The following is an 18,971-nucleotide window of genomic DNA, read 5'->3' on the forward strand; positions in this document are numbered from 1 at the left end:
TCGAGCTGCCTCCTCCGGGCCCTGACTCGGTCATGCGGACTCCTCGCTGGTGTTTTTGCGACCGCTGCGGGTGCCGTCCGGTTCGAAACCGAAGACGGTGAGCGCGACCAACAGGATCGCCCCGCACACGATGGCCGAGTCGGCCACATTGAAGACCGGCCACCAGCCGATGGCGACGAAATCGACCACATGGCCCTGCAGTGGACCGGGGGAGCGGAAGAACCGGTCCACCAGGTTGCCGAGCGCGCCGCCGAGCACCATGCCGAGCCCGATCGCCCACCACAGTGACCGCAAGGTGCGTCCGATCCGGATCACCCCGATCACCACCGCGACGGCGATCAGCGTCAGCAGCCAGGTCATGCCGGTCGCCATCGAGAACGCCGCGCCCGGATTGCGCACCAGGGTGAAGCGCGCGAAATCGCCGATGATCGGCACCGATTCGCCGGGCTCGATGAGGGCGACGGCGAGGCACTTGGTCAGCAGGTCGAGCCCGAACAGCACGGCGGCGATGATCAGCAGCAGCGGCAACCGTCGGCGACCAGCGAGTTTCGTCTCGTCGGCGGCATCGGTCGCCGGTGCGGCGGTGTCGTCGCCCGTCTCGGGGACGGCGGCGTTGTCGGATGGCCGGTCTTCACTCACGCGTCCATCATTCCCTAGTGGTGATCGGGCGCGCGTCGCGGTGCCGGGGGAGTCCCAGCTGTTACTCAGGAAGCGGTCGTACGCTGATGGCTGTGACGGTGTTGTCTGGTTCCCGCTTACCCCGTATCGCGCGCCCCGGGGTGTTGGTCGTGGCGCTCGTGCTCGGGTTCGCCACCTTCGGCGCCGGGTGCGCCGATCGGTCGCCGTCGCCCGCCGAGGTCGAGGGCCTCGAGCCGCTCGGCATCGGCAAGCAGGTGACCGTGCCGATCTCGGCCGCGGCCACCACGCTGGTCTCGCCCGGCGACGAGCCGCGCGAGCTGCTGCGGCCGCGCTACGCCGTGGGCACCAGCCAGGAGGTGACGCTGCGCACCGACTACCGGATCCAGCAGCAGGTCAACGACCAGCCCGCGCGCGACCTCTCGCCCGCGGCACTGACCATTCCGATGACCGCCTCGGCGGGCACCGACGGGGTCGACCTCGTCCTCGGCGCCGTCACCACCCCCGATCCCGCGTTGAACAAGGCGTTCACCGCCGCCGACGGCTCGCAGGCGGGACTGGGGATGAGCGATTTCGGCGCCATCACCGAGCTGCGCCTCGCCCCGTCGCCGGACACCCCGAATACCGCGCGCGCCGCCCTCGAACAAGCCTTCTATCAGGCCGTGTACCGCTCGATCGCGTTCCCCGACGAACCGGTCGGGGTCGGCGCGGTGTGGACGGTGCACCAGGAGATCAACGGCGGCGTCAGTCTCGACCAGGTCACCACGGCCACCCTGGTCGGCCGCGACGGCGACCGGCTCACCATCGATCTGCAGGTGAGCCAGACCCCCACGGACTCGGTCTGGTTGCTGCCCAACGACGCGGGCGCACTCGACATCGAGGGCTACGTCATGGAGGGCGTCGGCACGATCACCGTCGATCTCGGTCTCCCGCTGCCGGTCTCGGGCACCATCGAGGTCGGTGGTCAGCAGACCTACCGCGATTCCTACAGTGCGAGCACCCTCGTCCAGACCCAGTCGACCCGCGTGTCCTGGGCCGAATGATGCGTTCGGCTCTGCTGCGCGCGAGCGCGGCCGCCTCGGCGTGCGCCGCGCTGAGCATGGTGGCCGCCTGCGGTTCCGACGACTCCGGCGCGCCGTTCAGCCCCGCTCCCGCCGCCGCGCCGGGATCCGGCGAGGTCGTGCGCGATCCGGATCGGCTCGCGGCGGGCCTGCTCGCGGCGGACGATCTTCCCGGCGACTTCGCGGTCGTTCCACCGCGCACCGGGCCCGACTCATCGCCCGTCCCGCCGATCGCCTTGACCGAACCGGCGGACTGCGCGCGCCTGCTGACGCCGATCGCGCAGCAATGGCCCGGTTCGGCGGCCGCCGCGTCGGTACAGTTCGCCGGTCCGAGCTTCGCCACCATCGACATCGACGCCGCCAGCTATCCCGAGACCTCGCTGGCCGCCGCGTTCGACGCGCTGCAGGCCCAGCCTCGCCGCTGCACCACCTACTCGGGTGACGACGCGGGCGTACGGATCGACTACCGCGCCGAGGACCTACCGCAACCGCCCGCGGGCGACGCGAGTTCGGCCTTCCTGCTGACCGCGTCCAGCGACGGCCTGACCCTCACCTCTGCCACCGCCCTGGTCCAGGTCGGCAACACTCTGGTCCAGGTCACCGTGACCGCGCCGGAAACCGTCGACCCCGGCGTCCTGACCGACCTCACCGCGGCCCAGGTCCGAAAACTCCGTGCCTGAGCGGCGATCTCAGCCGTTGGCGGGCACCGGCGGCGCGATCTTTCCGCCGAGATGGGCGATGTAGCCGAGCACTTCCTCGGCCGAGCGGTCCGGCAGGCCGAACACCACTTCGGTGACCCCGGCCTCGGCCCACTGCGCCAGTTGCGCGCTGTTGTGGCGCCCGGCGAGCGCGATCACCCGTGGGGTGCCCTCACGGCCGGCCTCGCGCCAGACCCGGTGCAGCAGGTCGATCTTGTCGCCGAGTTCGCCCTCGGTCGGGGTGGTGATCCAGCCGTCGGCGTTCTTGGCCAACCAGCCGAAGGACTTCTCGGTGCCGCCCGCGCCGAGCAGCACGGGCACCCCGGCGCGCACCGGCTTCGGCCAGGACCAGCTGGGCCCGAAATTCACGAAGTCACCGGCGAATTCGGCTTCCTCCTGCGACCACAGCGCCCGCATCGCGCCGAGGTTCTCCCGCAGCACGGTGCGCCGCTTCTTGGGATCCACCCCGTGGTGGGCGAGTTCGTCGGTGTTCCAGCCGAACCCGACGCCCAGCTCCACCCGGCCGCCGGACAGGTGATCGAGCGAGGCGATGGTCTTGGCGAGGGTGATCGGATGATGCTCGGCGGGCAGCGCCACCGCCGTCGACAGGGTGATCCGCTCGGTGACCGCGGCCGCGGTGGCGAGGGCGACCCAGGGATCGAGGGTGCGCAGGTACCGGTCGTCGGGCAGCGAGGAGTCCCCGGTCTGCGGATGGGCCGCGGCGCGTACCACCGGGATATGGGTGTGCTCGGGGACGTAGAACGCGTCGAACCCCGCGTTCTCGGCGGCCCGCGCGGCATCGGCGGGCGTGATGCCCCGGTCACTGGTGAACAAAACAACCCCGTACCGCACGTCCCGGCCCTCCGGATAGACAGCAAAAACTGAAACAAGTTCTACCAGCCTTTTCGGCTCGCCGGAAGGCCTTCCCCCGACCGAGCAAGGGGAATAGGCTCGACAGCGTCCGAGCATCAACCGCGACACGGAGGTATCCGATGTCTGATGTTTCCCCCCTTCCCGCTGGTTACCCTGCGATCTGTCCCGGCCTGTCCTGCGCGGGTGCCACCGACGCGATCGCCTTCTACACGGCGATCTTCGACGCCACCGAACGCATGCGCATGCCCGGCCCCGACGGCACCGTGATGCACTGCGAACTGCTCGTCGGCGAGTCCGTCCTCATGGTCGGTGACCCGGTCCCCGAGATCGGCTTCCTCGACCCGAAAACCGTCGGCGGTTCCCCCGTCAACCTGATGGTCTACGTGGCCGACGCCGACGCCGCCTTCGCCGCCGCGATCGCCGCGGGCGCCACCGAGATCACCCCGATGACCGACCAGTTCTACGGCGACCGCAGCGGCGCGTTCGAGGACCCGTGGGGTCACCGCTGGACGGTGGCGACCCACATCGAGGACGTGCCCGAAGCGGAGATGCAGCGGCGAATGGCGGAGATGATGGACGCGGGCTGAGCCACTGGCTAGCCGCGCACGATCGAATCGCCCTCCACCCGTACCGGTTTCGCGGGTAGTGGCCGGGTGGCCGGCCCGCCGCTGACGCTGCCGTCGAGCCCGAAGCGGCTGCCGTGGCACGGGCAGTTGATGGTGCCGTCGGCGATCTCGGCGACCTTGCAGCCCGCGTGGGTGCAGGTGGCCGACAGGCCGACGAAGGTGCCCGCGGTCGGCTGGGTGATCACCGTGTCGCCCGCGATCACCCCACCGCCCACCGGTACGTCGGCCGTCTTGGCGAGCGCGCCCGCAGGCCCGTCCGCCGGTGGCGTCACCTCGGCCGCGCCGCCGTTGGTGTTGCCGTAGGTGCTACAGCCCGCCAGGGTCGCCGCGGCGGCGATGGCGCCGACCCCGACGACGGCGGTTCTGCGGTCGATCCGGATCTCGTTGCTTGTCATCGTTGCGCTCCGTTGTCAGAAGGTGAGGCCGTTGTTCTGGAAGAACCACAGCGACGAGGTGAGCCACAGGCCGGTCAGGCCCGCGAAGGTCAATCCGCCCGCGACGGGAACAGCCCAGCCGGGCAGCCCTTTTCGCGTGAGGAGCAGCATCTTCGCGACGAAGACGCCATAGAAGAAGCAGCCGAGCACCGAATGCGCGTACACCCGGGCCGTGCCGTCCTGGAAACCGAGCGCGTACAGGCAGTGCACGGCGACCGGCGCGCTGAGCAGCACCGCGGCCCGGCCCGACCACACGTGCACGACACCGGTCCACGACGGCGCGGTCAGGCCGGGCAGCTTGCCGTACATCAGCAGCGCGGAGAACAGCTGGCCGATCACCAGCACGAACACCGCCGTGGCCAGCCAGGCTTTCACCGCGGTGGGACTGGAGAACCCGGCCACATTGACGGCGAAGAACTGGGGTTCGTGGATCTTTCCGTACACGCCCAGTGCCACCGACACCGCCGCGCCGGCCAGCAGGGCCAGGATCAGTCCGAGGGTCGCGTCCGGGCGCGCGGTCCGCTGGTCAGCCGACATGGTCTGCTCCGCTCACCTTGGTGGCGGTCACCTCGGCGCCCGCTACGGTCGCGGTGCCGTCCGGGCGCAGTGCCGGTGCCGGTGCGGTGGTGCCGTCGGCGGCCCGCTGCACCCCAGTGACGCGGCCCGCGCCGTCGGTGATCCAGCTCTGCCGCACGCCGCCGGCCTCATAGACATAGAGCCCGGCCGGGGCTTGTACGGGCGCGGCGGTGAACGTCCACTGCTTGTCACCGATCGCCAGCGATCCGGTGACCGCGCTGCCATCGAAGGCTCCGTCGAAGGTAGCCGCGTTCTTACCGGTCAGCCGCAGCGCTCCGGTCTCGGCGGGCCCGTCCAGCCAGCTTTCGATGCCGACCCCGTCGCAGGCGTAGGCGATCGCCTTCCCGTCCTCGACGGTGATCGCCAGGGTGAGGGTTGCGCCGGACGCCAGCGGGGTTGACCCGATGTAGTCGGCCCTGGCAGGGAAAGGTGTTGCGGCCGTGGTGTTCTGCACAGTGGTCGGCGCTGTGGCAGGTGTGCTGCCTGCCGCTGCCGGCGCGCTCGCTTCCGTGGATGTTGTCGTGTCCTGTGCCATTGTGACGGCGAGCAGCGTGCCTCCGAGCACGCCTACCGCCGCCAGGGTCAACCAGGGGCCCAGTCTGCTCATCGATGAATCTCCTCCCTCATGGCCGCGGTATTTCGCGCCCGGGACCGGGTCCTTCGCACCATCGCGTGCCCGGTCCTGCTGAGTTCAACGGAACGGCCCCCGCGCCGGTTCGATCCCCGCCCAAGTCTTTTTCGCGCACGGTGCGAACGCCACCGCGTCGAACTCGGTGGAACCGAACTGCACTCCTGCTGACCGGCGCATCCGGTCGACGTGGCGACCGTGGCCGAACCCGCTTTACTGCAGCCGGAATTCCATCATGGCGATCGCGTCGTCGACCGCGGTGACCAGGGATGCCAGGCGGGCGCGTGGGTCGGGAGCCGCCAGGGCCGCCTGCCGATCGGTGGGGCCGATCGGCAGGCGCGCAGCCAGTTCGTAGGAGCGGACGGTCGGATCGTCGGCGAGATTCTCCAGCGAGGCCGACGGCGGGGGGCGGTGAATACCAGAGCGCCGAGCCAGCTGGGCGGTGAGCGTGTGCAGCCGGTCGGCGCGTTTGCGCAGGTCGTCCACCAGATCGGCGTCGTCGGCGCCGATCTCGTCCGGCCAGATCCTGGTGTCGGCACGGGGGTAGGGGGCGTCGGGGAGCCACTCGTCGACCCGGATTCGATCGGTGCCGACGCACCGCAGCCGGAACCGGGAACCGGACAGCTCGACGACATCGATGATCCGGGCGACGACGCCGATGTCGGTGCGCACCTCACCGCCGCCGACCTCGTGCCCGCGTTCGATGAGCACCACGCCGAACTCCGGTTCGCGGCTGCCGTCGAGGCAGTCCTCGACCAGCGCCACATAGCGCGGTTCGAAGATCTGCAACGACAGTGGCTCACCGGGCAGCAGCACCGCGCCCAGCGGGAACATGGGAATCTGCACTGTCACAGCATGCCCGGTGTCGGTCACTTCTTGGCGATCGCCTCGAACACGGTCGGGTCGACGAGGGTCGAGGTGTCGCCGAGTTCGCGGCCCTCGGCGATGTCGCGCAGCAGTCTGCGCATGATCTTGCCGCTGCGGGTCTTGGGAAGTTCCGGCACGAGGTGGATCTCGCGCGGGCGGGCGATCGGGCTGATCTCCAGCGACACCGCGGCCTTGAGCTCGGTGACCAGGGAGTCACCGGGCGCGGCCGATCCGGTGAGGATGACGAACGCAACGATGCCCTGCCCGGTGGTGTCGTCGGCGGCGCCGACCACCGCCGCTTCGGCGACCGCCGGGTGCCCGACGAGCGCGGATTCGACCTCGGCGGTGGAGATGCGGTGCCCGGAGACGTTCATGACGTCGTCGACCCGGCCGAGTATCCACAGGTCGCCGTCGGCGTCGAGCTTGGCGCCGTCACCGGCGAAGTACCAGCCTTCGGAAGCGAACCGCTGCCAATAGGTTTCGCGGTAGCGGTCCATGTCGTTCCAGATTCCGCGCAGCATGGACGGCCACGGCTGGTCGAGGACGAGCAGGCCGGATTCGTCGTTGCCGAGTGGGGTGCCGTCATCGTCGACGACCTTCGCCGAGATGCCCGGCAGCGGTGCTGTGGCGGCGCCGGGTTTGGTAGCGGTGACGCCGGGCAGCGGCGAGATCATGATGGCGCCGGTTTCGGTCTGCCACCAGGTGTCCACGATGGGGGTCTGGTTGGCGCCGATGACGTCGCGGTACCAGCGCCAGGCTTCGGGGTTGATGGGTTCGCCGACGGATCCGAGTAGGCGTAGTGAGCTCAGGTTGTGGGTGTCGGGGATTTCGCGTCCCCATTTCATGAAGGTGCGGATCAGGGTGGGTGCGGTGTAGTAGATGGTGACGCCGTATTTTTCGATGATCTCGAAGTGGCGGTGTTCGTTGGGTGAGTTGGGGGTGCCTTCGTAGACGACTTGGGTGGTGCGGTTGGCGAGTGGTCCGTAGACGATGTAGCTGTGTCCGGTGACCCAGCCGATGTCGGCGGTGCACCAGTAGATGTCTTGGCCTGGTTTGTGGTCGAAGACGTTGTGGTGGGTGTAGGCGGTTTGGGTGAGGTAGCCGCCGGTGGTGTGCAGGATTCCCTTGGGTTTTCCGGTGGTGCCGGAGGTGTAGAGGATGAACAAGGGATGCTCGGCGGGGAAGGGTTGTGCTTCGTGGGAAGGCGAAGCGAGGGAGACGGTTTCGTCCCACCACAGGTCACGCACCTCGGTCCACGGCACATCGAGACCCACCCGGCGCACCACCAGCACGTGCTCCACCGAGGTCGGGTCCGAACCGAGTGCCTCGTCGACCGCGTACTTCAACGGTGCCGCCGCGCCCCGGCGCCACTGACCGTCGGTGGTCACGATCAAGCGGGCCTGCGCGTCGTCGACCCGCTGGCGCAGCGCGGTCGGCGAGAAGCCGGCGAACACCACCGAATGCGTGAGACCCAAACGGGCACAGGCCAACATGGTGACGATCGCCTCGGGCACCATCGGCATGTAGATGGCCACCCGGTCCCCGGCGACCAGTCCCAGCGCGGTGAAAGCATTGGCGGCCCTGGACACGTCGTCGAGCAGGTCGCTGTAGGTGATCGCGCGCGAATCGCCCGGCTCACCCTCCCAGTGGATGGCGACCTGGTCGCCGTGCCCATCGATGACGTGGCGATCCACGCAGTTGTAGGCCACATTGAGCTCGCCGTCCGCGAACCAGCGCGCCACGGGGGCATCGGACCAGTCCAGCACCTCGGTGAACGGTGTGTGCCAGTGCAGCCGGTTGGCCTGCTCGGCCCAGAAACCGTCGCGATCGGTCGTGGCCCGCTCGTAGAGCGCGGCATCGGCATTGGCCCGCGCGACGAACTCCGCGGCGGGCGGGTAGGCGTTCGCGTGGTCGGGCCGGGTGGGGTCGGTCACTGCACCGGTCACAAGAAATCTCCTTCGAAACAAACGAGGCTTGGCCCGTGCCGGTGGCGGACGCCACCGGCACGGGCAGGGGTAGCGCTAGTGCGAGATCGCCTTCTCCGCACCGACGCCGGTCAGGGCCCGCACTTCCATCTCCGCGGCCTTGACCTGCTCGTCCCGGCCACCAGCGAAGGTGCCGATGATACCGAGCGCGAAGGCCAGCGGAATGGAGACGATGCCGGGATTGGACAGCGGGAACCAGTGGAAATCGGTCCCGGTGATCATCGAGGTCGGCGTACCGGACACGGCCGGGGAGAACACGATGAGCACGATGGTCGAGATCAGGCCGCCGTACATCGACCACAGCGCGCCGGTGGTGTTGAAACGCCGCCAGAACAGCGAGTACAGGATCGTCGGCAGGTTCGCCGCCGCCGCCACCGCGAAGGCCAGCGCCACCAGGAACGCGATGTTCTGGCCGTTGGCGAGAATGCCGAGCCCGATCGCGAGCGCACCGATCACCACCGCGGTGATCCGCGAGACCCGGACCTGCTTGAGCTCGTCGACCTTGCCCTTCTTGAGCACGCTGGCATAGATGTCGTGTGCGAACGAGGCCGAGGCGGTGATCGTCAGACCGGCCACGACCGCGAGGATCGTCGCGAACGCGACCGCCGAGATCACGCCGAGCAGGATCACACCACCGAGTTCGAACGCCAGCAGCGGCGCCGCCGAGTTCTGTCCGCCCGCCGCGGCGAGGATCCGGTCCGGGCCGACGATGGCCGCCGCGCCGTAGCCGAGCACCAGGGTGAACAGGTAGAAGGCGCCGATCAGCGCGATCGCCCAGACCACCGAGCGGCGAGCCTCCTTCGCGGTCGGGACCGTGTAGAAGCGCATCAGCACGTGCGGCAGACCCGCGGTGCCCAGCACCAGCGCCAGACCCAGTGACAGGAAGTTCAGCTTCGACATCTCGCTGCCGCCGTACTGCGCGCCGGGTGCGAGGACATCGCGGGCGGCGACCGCCTCGCTGGCCGATCCGCTGACCGCCAGCTGCGCGGCGCCGAGCATCTCGGAGAAGTTGAAGCCGAACTTGGCCAGCACCAGCACCGTCATCAACGCGGCGCCCGCGATCAGCAGCACCGCCTTGATGATCTGCACCCAGGTGGTGCCCTTCATCCCGCCGACCAGCACATAGACGATCATCAGTACGCCGACGACCGCGATCACCAGCGATTGCCCCGCGCGACTGGAGATGTCGAGCAGCAGCGCGACCAAACCACCCGCGCCCGCCATCTGCGCGAGCAGGTAGAACAGCGAGACCGTCAGCGTGGTCAGCGCGGCCGCGGTGCGCACCGGGCCTTCCTTCAACCGGAAGCTGAGCACGTCGGCCATGGTGAATTTGCCGGTGTTGCGCAGCATTTCGGCCACCAGCAGCAGCGCCACCAGCCAGGCGACGAGGAACCCGATCGAATACAGGAACCCGTCGTAGCCGTAGACGGCGATCGCGCCGGCGATGCCGAGGAAGCTGGCCGCCGACAGGTAGTCACCGGCGATGGCGACGCCGTTCTGCGGGCCGGAGAACCCACGACCGCCGGTGAAATAGTCGGCGGCGGTGGCGTTGTTGCGGCTGGCCCGGATCACCACGACCATGGTGACCACGACGAACAAGCCGAAGATGGCGATATTGGCGAGTGGGTTGCCCACTGTCGATCCCGCGGCGAGCGTGCTCATGCGCGATCCTCCTCGAGGTACTCGCGGATGGCCGCGGCGCGCGGATCCAGTTCACGGTTGGCGAACCGGACGTAGAGCCCGGTGATGAGGAAGGTGGAGACGAACTGCCCGAGGCCGAGCAGCAGGCCGACGTTGACATTGCCGAAGACTTCGGTGGCCATGAAGTCGTGCGCGTACGCGCCGAGCAACACATAGCTCAGGTACCACAGCAGGAACAGCGCGGTCATCGGGAAAACGAAGCGGCGCAGCCGGTTTCGCAGGTCCTGGAACTGCGGGCTCGCCTGCACGGCGAGGAATTCTTCGGCACTCGGGGTGCGCCCGGGCGGGGCGGCTTCGATGTCGGTTTCGGTCATGCTCGGTGGTCCTGACGTGAGGGGGGTCGTGCGTGGAGATGACGGTAGGTCGCCGGGTCCGCCCATGGACGATGTGTCATGGGTCACTCGGTGAAGGTGGCCGCTCGTGCGGTGAACGGTCGATCCGGTGCGACGAACGGTCGGTGCGAGCTCAGCGGTCGACGGGGGTTTCCGGGTCGCGATCGGCGCTCATCCCGAGCCGTTCGGGTGCGTGCATCCGCAGGAACACCCCGGCGACGGTGCGCTGATCCTGGCCGGTGGTCAGCAGGCTGACCAGGATCGTCACCGCGAACGCCAGCGGCACGCTGACCGCGCCCGGATAGTCGATGATCGCCGCGGGCCAACCATCGGCCCACTCGGGGGAGACTCCGCCCAGCACGGCCAGCACGGTGGCCCCGCCCGCGGTGACGCCGCCGGTGAGCATGCCGGCCGCGGCTCCCGCCGCGGTGAGCCCGCGCCACCAGATGCCGAGCACCAGCAGCGGACACAGGGTCGACGCGGCGACCGAGAAGGCGAGCGCGACGGTGCGCGACAGGTCCAGTGACGCGACGGCCAGCGCCAGGGTGAGCGGGACCACTCCGGCGACCAGCGCGGCCGCGCGGAAATCCCGGATCCGCCCACGCAGAACATCGGTGCTGAGCACGCCCGCCAGGCTGACGAGCAATCCCGATGAGGTCGACAGGAAGGCCGCGATCGCCCCGGCGGCGGCGAGCGCGGCCAGCAGCTGCCCGGCCAGTCCGCCGAGTACCGCGCCGGGCAGCAGGACCACCGCGGCGTCGGAGGCGCCGGTGATCAGCAGTTGCGGCACGTAGAGGCGGGCGAACACGCCGAGCAGGACCGGGAACAGGTAGAAGACGCCGACCAGGCCGATCACGGTCAGCGCGGTCCGTCGCGCCGAGGCGCCGTCGCGGTTGGTGTAGAAGCGCACCAGGACGTGCGGCAGCCCCATGGTGCCGAGGAAAGTGGCCACCATCAGCGAGAACACCTGGTACCGGGGATGTTCGCCGCCGAATCCGCCGCCCGAGCGCACCCAGCTCGCGCCGTCGGCCGGTGCGCCCGCCACCACCGGGACCGCCGAGCCCGGTTCGAGGATCAACTCGGTGCCCTTGGCCAGCGTGTGGTCGCCGGGGGACAGCACGACCGGCCCGTTCTCGGTGCGCCCGTCGACGGTGCCGGTGATCGTCACCACCTGTGAGACGTCGAGGTGCACCACGACATCGGTGGAGATGTCGACGGTGGTCCGCTGCTCGACCATCGGCGGCGCCGCGGTTCCGACCTGGCGTTCGTCGGCGAAGAAGTGCAGGCCGAGCACCAGTGCCGGAATCGCCACCGCCGTCAGTTTCAACCAGTACTGGAAGGCCTGCACCAGCGTCACCGACCGCATCCCGCCGCCGATCACGTTCACCAGCACGATCGCCCCCACCGCCACCGCCCCCACCCAGGCGGGCAACCCCAGCAGAATGTGCAGAGTCAGCCCCGCGCCCTGGAACTGCGGAATCAGATACACCGCACACACCAGCACCACGAGCCCGGCGGCCATGCGCCGCAGCCGAATCGACCCCAGCCGGAACTCCGCGAAGTCCGGCACGGTGTAGGCGCCGGACCTGCGCAGCGGTGCGGCGACGAACATCAGCAGGCCCAGATAGCCCGCGGTGAAACCGACCGGGTACCAGAGCGCATCGGCCCCGTATTTGGCGATCAGCCCCGCGACCCCGAGAAACGAGGCAGCGGACAGGTATTCACCCGAGATCGCGGCCGCGTTCCAGCGTGAACCCACCGTGCGGGAGGCGACGAGGAAATCGGAGGTGGTGCGCGAGAGGCGAACTCCGTAGAACCCGATGCCGATCGTGGCGAGCGCGGCCAGTAACAGCGCGGCGATGGTGAGTGCGGGGTTGTCGGTGCTCATCGGCCGATCCCTGGCCACGAACCCGCGGGGGTGGACAGCAGCGTCGCGGGCACCGGAGCGGAACTGCCGATCGTGAAACGGGCCGCGGCGCACCGTGGACGAGAGCGGGTCGATACCGCGAACGAGTCGTGTGCCGGACGGTGGTTCGGGTTCGAACGGGATCGGCGACCGTGTCGGGTGCCGCAGGGGTGGGCGTCATCGCGCAGGTGTGCCGGCGGTGGGGCGGGCGAATCGGTGCGGGGCGGGTGGGGACGCACGTGTCAGTCCCCGGCCAGTTCCAGGAAGTCGTCCTCGTTGCGCTGGGCGAGCCGGACGTACAGCCGACCCACCGCGTACAGCGCGGGGAACGCGAGGAAGCCGAGGACCAGCCAGGGCAGGCGGATACCGAGCACGGTGGCCTCGGCGATCGCATCGATGCCGAACAGCAAAGGCAGCGCGCCGAACCCGGCCACCGTCACCAGGGCGAGCCGCAGCGCAAGACCCAGCTGCGCCCGAATCAGGCCACCGATGAGCGCTGCACCGAGATCGGTCTGCTCGACCACTTCGGTCCGGGTCCGTACCTGCCGCGCGCCACGCCGCTGCGCGAGCACGACCCGCTCGCGTGGCGGTCGCTGTGGGCCGGTCACCGTAGTGGCCTGTTCGCACTCGGGCGGTACCCGAGCCACTGTGTCCGCACAGCACAGTCGCGTGCCGGGTGCCTTCGTCCGATCATCGCTGCGTCCAGTTCTGGCGTGGCCCGTGGACGAGTCGCTGCTTGAGTTCGCGCACTTGCCGCCTGCTCACCGGAAGTTCCACCGCACCGGTCGCGCCCTCGGCACGCAGGCACACCACAGTGCCCGATCCCGCGCTGCGCAACCCGGTGACCAGGCGCAAGGCCACCAGGTACGACCGGTGTACCCGCAGGAAACCCGCATCCTCCCACCGGGATTCGAGGGCCGAGAGCGGGATGCGCACCAGATGCGAGCCGGTGCCGGTGTGCAGGCGCGCGTAGTCGCCGTCGGCCTCGACCCAGGCGACATCGGCGCGGTGCACCAGGGTGGTGACACCGCCGAGTTCCACCGGGATCACCTCGCTCGGATGTGCCGGCTGCGGCGGTGGCGCGGCGGGCACCGGCGCGGTCCTGGCGGCGAGAATGCGCCGCACCGCCTCGGCCAGCCGCGCCCCGCGCAACGGCTTGAGCAGATAGTCCACCGCGCCGAGATCGAACGCGGCCACCGCGTGATCGTCGTGCGCGGTGACGAACACGACCACGGGCGGCTCGGCGAACTCCGAGAGGATGCCCGCGAGCTCCATCCCGGTGAGACCGGGCATATCGATGTCGAGGAACACCGCGTCGATCGGATGCGCCCGCAACAGCCGCAGCGCACTCGTCGACTCACCGGCCCGATGGATCTCGCCGACCCCGCTCTGGGTGCTCAGCAGATACACCAGTTCGTCGAGTGCCGGTTTCTCGTCGTCGACGGCGAGCACCCGCAGCGCGGTCGAAGGTTCATCGGTGGTCCAGGTCACAGCCCATCCATCGTAACCGGGTCAGGCGCGTATTCCGGCTCGGAACTTCGGGACCCGCATGCTGACCTTGGTGCCCGCGCCCGGTGCGGTCTCCACCACCAGCCCGTAGTCGTTGCCGAAGGCGGCGCGCAGGCGGTCGTCCACATTGGCCAGCCCCACGTGGGCCGCCTCACCGGTGCGGGCGGGACCGGAGCCGGTGTCGACGGCGTCGAGCGCGCCCGAGCGCAGCAACTCGGGGTCCATGCCGATGCCGTCGTCCTCGACACTGATCAGGCAGTCGGTGCCCGCGTCACTGGCGACAATGCTCAGCTGCCCACCGCGACCACCACCGGCCAGGCCGTGCCGCACCGCGTTCTCGACCAGTGGTTGTAGCGCGAGGAACGGCAGAACCACGCCGAGAACCTCGGGCGCGATGCGCAGGCGAACATCCAGGGCGTCACCGAACCGGGCCTGCTCGAGCGCCAGATACCGCTCGATGTTGCGCAGCTCGTCGGCGAGCACGGTGAACTCGCCCGCGGCCCGGAACGAATACCGGGTGAAGTCGGCGAACTCGAGAATCAGCTCCCGCGCACGGTCGGGATCGGTCCGCACGAACGAGGCGATCGTATTGAGCGCGTTGTAGATGAAATGCGGACTGATCTGTGCCCGCAACGCCCGCGACTCCGCCCGGTCCACCCGTGCTCGCGCGGCATCCAGCTCGGCCAGCTCCAACTGCCCACACGCGTACCGCGCCACCTCCCCGGCCGCCCCGAGCATCCCGGGGCCCGGTTTCCCGCTGGTCACCATCCCCAGCGCGCCCACCGCGGCCCCGGTATCGATCACCAGCGGCTGCGCGATCAGCGAGTGCTCCTCACCGGCCACCAGCACCGCCCGCTCATCGGCGATCGCCCGCCGCGCCGCCTCGACGAACGATTCGATCATCCCCGCCCGCGGTCCATCCCACGCCAGCAACGTCGCCTCGGCATCGACCACCCCGAGCGCCTCGGCTCCCGCCAACGCCCGCAGCTGCGGCGCCGCCTCCCGCGCCGACTCCTCGGTCAACCCCCGCCGCAACGGTACCGCCGCCAACGACGCGGTGTGCAACGCCTGATGTACAGCCCGCTGCGCGGGCGTGGTCACCACCCGCTGGGTCCGCCGCCACACCAGCCACGCGGCGACCACGACGATCACCACGCACGTCAACGCCACCACCGCGGTCGTCACCGCGACCTCCTGTCGGCCCGCGCCAGGAACCGATCGCGACCCAGGGACAACCGTTCATCGAGTCGGCCGAGGACAGGTCGGTCACGCAGTGTGGGCATCCGCCGATTATCGCCGCAGGCCGATCCCGGGCACCGACGATCGCGGACGCCGAACGCTCGCGCCGACCCGGGCACGTCGAAACCCGACGGAATCGGCCGTCACCGAGAACTCGCCGGTGACGTTCACCACGACACGCCGGACGAGGCCGAGGCAGGGCCGGGACGCCCGTGTGGCACGCGAAAACCTGTCGGACCCACATGCCTAGAATGCCTAGGCCAACCCCCGTCGACACCCTGGGAGGAAGGACCATCTTGGCACCGTCCGGATCGTTCGTTCACCTGCACAACCACACCGAGTACTCCATGCTCGACGGGGCGGCGAAGATCTCGCCTCTTTTCGCGGAGGCCGAGCGGCTGGGGATGACCGCCGTCGGCATGACCGACCACGGCAACATGTACGGCGCCTCGGAGTTCTACAACAGCGCCAAGAAGGCGGGCATCAAGCCGATCATCGGCATCGAGGCCTACATCGCGCCGGGTTCGCGGTTCGACACCAAGCGTGTGAAGTGGGGCGATCCGGGTCAGAAGGGCGATGACGTCTCGGGTTCGGGTGCCTACACCCACATGACCATGGTCGCCGAGAACGCGACCGGCCTGCGCAACCTGTTCAAGCTGTCGAGTCTCGCCTCGATCGAGGGCCAGCTGGGCAAGTGGGCGCGCATGGACGAGGAGATCATCGCCCAGCACGCCGAGGGCATCATCGCCACGACGGGCTGCCCGTCGGGTGAGGTGCAGACCCGCCTGCGCCTCGGCCACGAACGCGAAGCGCTCGAAGCCGCCGCGAAGTGGCAGGAGATCTTCGGCGCCGACAACTTCTTCCTCGAGGTGATGGACCACGGTCTGTCCATCGAGCGCCGGGTCCGCGAGGGCCTGATCGATATCAGCAAGCAGCTCGGCATCCCGCCGATCGCCACCAACGACTGCCACTACGTCACCAAGGACCAGTCGGTCAATCACGAAGCGCTGCTGTGCATCCAGACCGGCAAGACGCTGTCGGACCCCACCCGGTTCAAGTTCGACGGCGACGGCTACTACCTCAAGTCCGCCGCGGAGATGCGCGCCATCTGGGACGCCGAAGTCCCCGGCGCCTGTGACAACACCGAACTCATCGGCGAGCGCGTACAGCCGTACGACGAAGTCTGGGAACACCGCGACCGGATGCCGATCTTCCCGGTGCCGGAAGGCCACGACCAGGCCAGCTGGTTGCGCAAGGAAGTTCTCGATGGTCTCGATCGCCGCTTCCCGGACGGTCCCTCGCGCGAATACCTCGACCGCGCCGACTTCGAACTCAACGTCATCTGCGAAATGGGTTTCCCCGCCTACTTCCTCGTCGTCGGTGACCTGATCAAGCACGCGCTCGAGGTCGGCATCCGCGTCGGCCCCGGTCGTGGTTCGGCCGCCGGTTCGCTGGTCGCCTACGCGATGGGCATCACCAATATCGACCCGATCCCGCACGGTCTGCTCTTCGAGCGGTTCCTCAACCCCGAGCGCGTGTCGATGCCCGATATCGATATCGACTTCGACGATCGTCGCCGCGGTGAGATGGTTCGCTACGCCACCGAGAAGTGGGGTAGCGACCGCGTCGCCCAGGTGATCACCTTCGGCACCATCAAGACCAAGGCCGCGATCAAGGACTCCGCGCGAGTCCTGTTCGGCCAGCCCGGTTTCGCCATCGCCGACCAGATCTCCAAGGCGCTGCCGCCGCCGATCATGGCCAAGGACATCTCGGTCTCGGGCATCACCGATCCCGAGCACGAGCGGTACAAGGAAGCCGCCGAGGTGCGCGAGCTCATCGGCTCCAACCCCGACATCGCCAAGATCTACGAGACCGCGAAGGGCCTGGAGGGCCTGATCCGCAACGCGGGCGTGCACGCCTGCGCGGTCATCATGTCCTCGGAGCCGCTCACCGACGCCATCCCGGTGTGGAAGCGCGCCCAGGACGGCGCCATCATCACCGGCTGGGATTACCCGTCGTGCGAGGCCATCGGCCTGCTGAAGATGGACTTCCTCGGTCTGCGCAACCTCACCGTCATCGGTGACGCCTTGGAGAACATCAAGGCCAACCGCGGCATCGATCTCGACATGGATCGCCTGCCGCTCGACGACCCGGCCACCTACGAACTGCTCGCCCGCGGCGACACCCTCGGCGTGTTCCAGCTCGACGGCGGCGCCATGCGCGACCTGCTGCGTCGCATGCAGCCCACCGGCTTCGGTGACATCGTCGCGGTGCTCGCGCTGTACCGCCCCGGCCCGATGGGCATGAACGCCCACAACGACTACGCCGATCGCAAGAACGGCCGCCAAGAAGTCAAACCCATCCACCCCGAGCTCGAAGAGCCTCTGAAGGAGATCCTGGCCGACACCTTCGGCCTGATCGTCTATCAGGAGCAGATCATGCAGATCGCGCAGAAGGTGGCCGGGTACTCGCTCGGTCAGGCCGACATCCTGCGCCGCGCGATGGGTAAGAAAAAGCTGTCGGTGCTGGAAGAGGCCTACGCCGGCTTCCGCGACGGCATGCTCGCCAACGACTTCTCCGAGCCGGCCATCAAGGCGCTGTGGGACACCATCCTCCCGTTCGCCGGCTACGCGTTCAACAAGTCGCACGCGGCGGGCTACGGCCTCGTCTCGTTCTGGACGGCCTATCTCAAGGCCAACTACCCCGCCGAGTACATGGCCGGTCTGCTCACCTCCGTCGGTGACGACAAGGACAAGGCCGCGGTCTACCTGTCGGACTGCCGCAAGATGGGCATCACCGTGCTGCCCCCGGATGTCAACGAGTCCGAACTGAACTTCGCCTCGGTCGGCACCGACATCCGCTTCGGCCTCGGCGCGGTGCGCAATGTCGGCGCCAATGTGGTGTCCTCGATCATCGCCGCGCGCAAGGAGAAGTCGAAGTTCACCGACTTCTCCGACTACCTGAACAAGATCGACGCGATCGCCTGTACCAAGAAGGTCACCGAATCGTTGATCAAGGCAGGCGGATTCGATTCGCTCGGGCATCCCCGCAAGGGCCTGCTGCTGATCCACTCCGACGCCATCGACGCGGTGATGTCGACCAAGAAGGCCGAGGCGATCGGCCAGTTCGACCTGTTCGGCGGCCTCGACGACGGCGACGAGTCGATGGCCTCGGTCTTCGATGTCAAGGTGCCCGACGACGAGTGGGAGACCAAGCACAAGCTCGCCCTCGAACGAGAGATGTTGGGCCTGTACGTGTCCGGGCATCCGCTCAACGGCGTGGAGCACGTGCTGGCCGCCCAGGTCGACACGCCGATCCCGGCCATTCTGGAAGGCGATGTCAAGGACGGCGCCCAGGTCACCATCGGCGGCATCCTGGCCTCGGTCAACCGCCGGATCAACAAGAACGGCCTGGCCTGGGCCTCGGCCCAGCTCGAAGATCTCACCGGTGGCGTGGAAGTCCTGTTCTTCCCGCAGTCCTACCAGGTGTACGGCATGGACGTCGTCGAGGACGCCGTGGTGCTGGTCAAGGCTCGGGTCTCGGTCCGCGACGATCGCGTCTCGCTGATCGCCAACGACCTGGTGGTGCCGGACCTCTCGGCCATCGGTGTCGCCAAACCGCTCTCGGTCATCATGACCACCCGCATGTGCACCCCCGACAAGATCGGCGAACTCAAGAAGGTCCTGTCCCGCCACCCCGGCACCTCCGACGTGCACGTCCGCCATGTCGGTGCCCGCGAGAAGACCACCCTGCTCAAACTCGACGACAGCTGGCGCGTCTCCCCGTCCTCCGCTCTCATGGGCGACCTGAAGGCCCTCCTCGGCCCGGGCTGCCTGGGCTGAATCAGGGGTGGCGGTCGGTCGTGGTGGCCCACCGGCCGGCGCCGACACCCCTGTGGCC

At 68.8% G+C, this 18,971-nt stretch carries 17 protein-coding genes; 4 read left to right on the top strand and 13 right to left on the bottom strand.

Annotated elements, in window-relative coordinates; translation table 11 throughout:
- Positions 1 to 30 precede the first annotated feature (30 nt).
- Positions 31 to 639, bottom strand: a complete 609-nt coding sequence (lspA, locus tag BOX37_RS09285; RefSeq protein WP_071927294.1) for a signal peptidase II — start codon at positions 637 to 639, stop codon at positions 31 to 33.
- 86 nt (positions 640 to 725) lie between these two features.
- Between lspA and BOX37_RS09290 the strand changes: the two genes are divergently transcribed.
- Complete coding sequence (locus BOX37_RS09290; RefSeq protein WP_071927295.1) at positions 726 to 1,679, top strand: hypothetical protein; 954 nt, start codon at positions 726 to 728, stop codon at positions 1,677 to 1,679.
- On the top strand, positions 1,676 to 2,377 hold the full coding sequence (locus tag BOX37_RS09295) for a hypothetical protein (RefSeq protein ID WP_240505283.1): 702 nt from the start codon (positions 1,676 to 1,678) through the stop codon (positions 2,375 to 2,377). Before BOX37_RS09290 ends, BOX37_RS09295 begins: the two co-directional genes overlap by 4 nt.
- 9 nt (positions 2,378 to 2,386) lie before the next feature.
- Here the strand turns inward: BOX37_RS09295 and BOX37_RS09300 are convergent, their stop codons facing one another.
- The gene (locus BOX37_RS09300; protein ID WP_071927296.1) at positions 2,387 to 3,247 is read right to left on the bottom strand and encodes a TIGR03619 family F420-dependent LLM class oxidoreductase; all 861 of its coding nucleotides are present in this window, start codon (positions 3,245 to 3,247) and stop codon (positions 2,387 to 2,389) included.
- Positions 3,248 to 3,387: 140 nt separating this feature from the next.
- Here BOX37_RS09300 and BOX37_RS09305 point away from each other — a divergent pair, with 140 nt between their 5' ends.
- Positions 3,388 to 3,855 (top strand): VOC family protein, encoded by a 468-nt coding sequence (locus BOX37_RS09305; RefSeq protein ID WP_071927297.1) that lies wholly within the window; start codon positions 3,388 to 3,390, stop codon positions 3,853 to 3,855.
- A gap of 8 nt (positions 3,856 to 3,863) precedes the next feature.
- On the opposite strand, the gene BOX37_RS09310 is transcribed toward BOX37_RS09305, so the two are convergent.
- The 11 genes from BOX37_RS09310 to BOX37_RS09360 all read right to left on the bottom strand — a co-directional run bounded on the left by BOX37_RS09310 (position 3,864) and on the right by BOX37_RS09360 (position 15,017).
- Entirely contained in the window at positions 3,864 to 4,289 is a 426-nt protein-coding gene (locus BOX37_RS09310) for a Rieske (2Fe-2S) protein (RefSeq protein WP_071927298.1), read from the bottom strand.
- Positions 4,290 to 4,304: 15 nt separating this feature from the next.
- Entirely contained in the window at positions 4,305 to 4,865 is a 561-nt protein-coding gene (locus BOX37_RS09315; protein ID WP_071927299.1) for a DUF6529 family protein, read from the bottom strand.
- Positions 4,855 to 5,511 carry a hypothetical protein gene (locus BOX37_RS09320; RefSeq protein WP_071927300.1) on the bottom strand — a complete coding sequence of 219 codons (657 nt, stop codon included), beginning with the start codon at positions 5,509 to 5,511 and terminating at the stop codon, positions 4,855 to 4,857. The genes BOX37_RS09315 and BOX37_RS09320 overlap by 11 nt, the downstream gene beginning before the upstream one ends.
- A 234-nt stretch (positions 5,512 to 5,745) precedes the next feature.
- Positions 5,746 to 6,378 carry an LON peptidase substrate-binding domain-containing protein gene (locus BOX37_RS09325; protein ID WP_338039850.1) on the bottom strand — a complete coding sequence of 211 codons (633 nt, stop codon included), beginning with the start codon at positions 6,376 to 6,378 and terminating at the stop codon, positions 5,746 to 5,748.
- A 23-nt stretch (positions 6,379 to 6,401) separates the two neighbouring features.
- Positions 6,402 to 8,345 carry an acetate--CoA ligase gene (gene acs / locus BOX37_RS09330; protein WP_084759511.1) on the bottom strand — a complete coding sequence of 648 codons (1,944 nt, stop codon included), beginning with the start codon at positions 8,343 to 8,345 and terminating at the stop codon, positions 6,402 to 6,404.
- 75 nt (positions 8,346 to 8,420) lie between these two features.
- Positions 8,421 to 10,046 (bottom strand): solute symporter family protein, encoded by a 1,626-nt coding sequence (locus BOX37_RS09335; RefSeq protein ID WP_071927301.1) that lies wholly within the window; start codon positions 10,044 to 10,046, stop codon positions 8,421 to 8,423.
- Positions 10,043 to 10,399: a DUF485 domain-containing protein gene (locus BOX37_RS09340; RefSeq protein ID WP_071927302.1), complete on the bottom strand. Its 357-nt coding sequence runs from the start codon at positions 10,397 to 10,399 to the stop codon at positions 10,043 to 10,045. Before BOX37_RS09340 ends, BOX37_RS09335 begins: the two co-directional genes overlap by 4 nt.
- A gap of 151 nt (positions 10,400 to 10,550) precedes the next feature.
- Positions 10,551 to 12,305, bottom strand: coding sequence for a sodium/solute symporter (locus tag BOX37_RS09345; protein WP_071931324.1), 1,755 nt, complete (start codon positions 12,303 to 12,305; stop codon positions 10,551 to 10,553).
- 260 nt (positions 12,306 to 12,565) lie between these two features.
- Entirely contained in the window at positions 12,566 to 12,931 is a 366-nt protein-coding gene (locus BOX37_RS09350; protein WP_071927303.1) for a hypothetical protein, read from the bottom strand.
- A gap of 82 nt (positions 12,932 to 13,013) precedes the next feature.
- A complete protein-coding gene (locus BOX37_RS09355) occupies positions 13,014 to 13,814 on the bottom strand; it encodes a LytR/AlgR family response regulator transcription factor (protein WP_071927304.1) in 801 nt (266 codons plus the stop codon).
- Between the two features lie 21 nt (positions 13,815 to 13,835).
- Complete coding sequence (locus BOX37_RS09360) at positions 13,836 to 15,017, bottom strand: sensor histidine kinase (RefSeq protein ID WP_071927305.1); 1,182 nt, start codon at positions 15,015 to 15,017, stop codon at positions 13,836 to 13,838.
- Positions 15,018 to 15,322: 305 nt separating this feature from the next.
- Here BOX37_RS09360 and dnaE point away from each other — a divergent pair, with 305 nt between their 5' ends.
- A complete protein-coding gene (dnaE, locus tag BOX37_RS09365) occupies positions 15,323 to 18,913 on the top strand; it encodes a DNA polymerase III subunit alpha (protein ID WP_071927306.1) in 3,591 nt (1,196 codons plus the stop codon).
- Positions 18,914 to 18,971: the final 58 nt, after the last annotated feature.

It is taken from the genome of Nocardia mangyaensis (assembly GCF_001886715.1).
Lineage (GTDB): Bacteria > Actinomycetota > Actinomycetes > Mycobacteriales > Mycobacteriaceae > Nocardia > Nocardia mangyaensis.

Coding starts and splice junctions, on each gene's coding strand:
- BOX37_RS09290 (WP_071927295.1), top strand. CDS start 726: ATGGCTGTGACGGTGTTGTCTGGTTCCCGCTTACCCCGTATCGCGCGC.
- BOX37_RS09295 (WP_240505283.1), top strand. CDS start 1,676: ATGATGCGTTCGGCTCTGCTGCGCGCGAGCGCGGCCGCCTCGGCGTGC.
- BOX37_RS09305 (WP_071927297.1), top strand. CDS start 3,388: ATGTCTGATGTTTCCCCCCTTCCCGCTGGTTACCCTGCGATCTGTCCC.
- BOX37_RS09310 (WP_071927298.1), bottom strand. CDS start 4,289: ATGACAAGCAACGAGATCCGGATCGACCGCAGAACCGCCGTCGTCGGG.
- BOX37_RS09315 (WP_071927299.1), bottom strand. CDS start 4,865: ATGTCGGCTGACCAGCGGACCGCGCGCCCGGACGCGACCCTCGGACTG.
- BOX37_RS09320 (WP_071927300.1), bottom strand. CDS start 5,511: ATGAGCAGACTGGGCCCCTGGTTGACCCTGGCGGCGGTAGGCGTGCTC.
- BOX37_RS09335 (WP_071927301.1), bottom strand. CDS start 10,046: ATGAGCACGCTCGCCGCGGGATCGACAGTGGGCAACCCACTCGCCAAT.
- BOX37_RS09340 (WP_071927302.1), bottom strand. CDS start 10,399: ATGACCGAAACCGACATCGAAGCCGCCCCGCCCGGGCGCACCCCGAGT.
- BOX37_RS09345 (WP_071931324.1), bottom strand. CDS start 12,305: ATGAGCACCGACAACCCCGCACTCACCATCGCCGCGCTGTTACTGGCC.
- dnaE (WP_071927306.1), top strand. CDS start 15,323: ATGCCTAGGCCAACCCCCGTCGACACCCTGGGAGGAAGGACCATCTTG.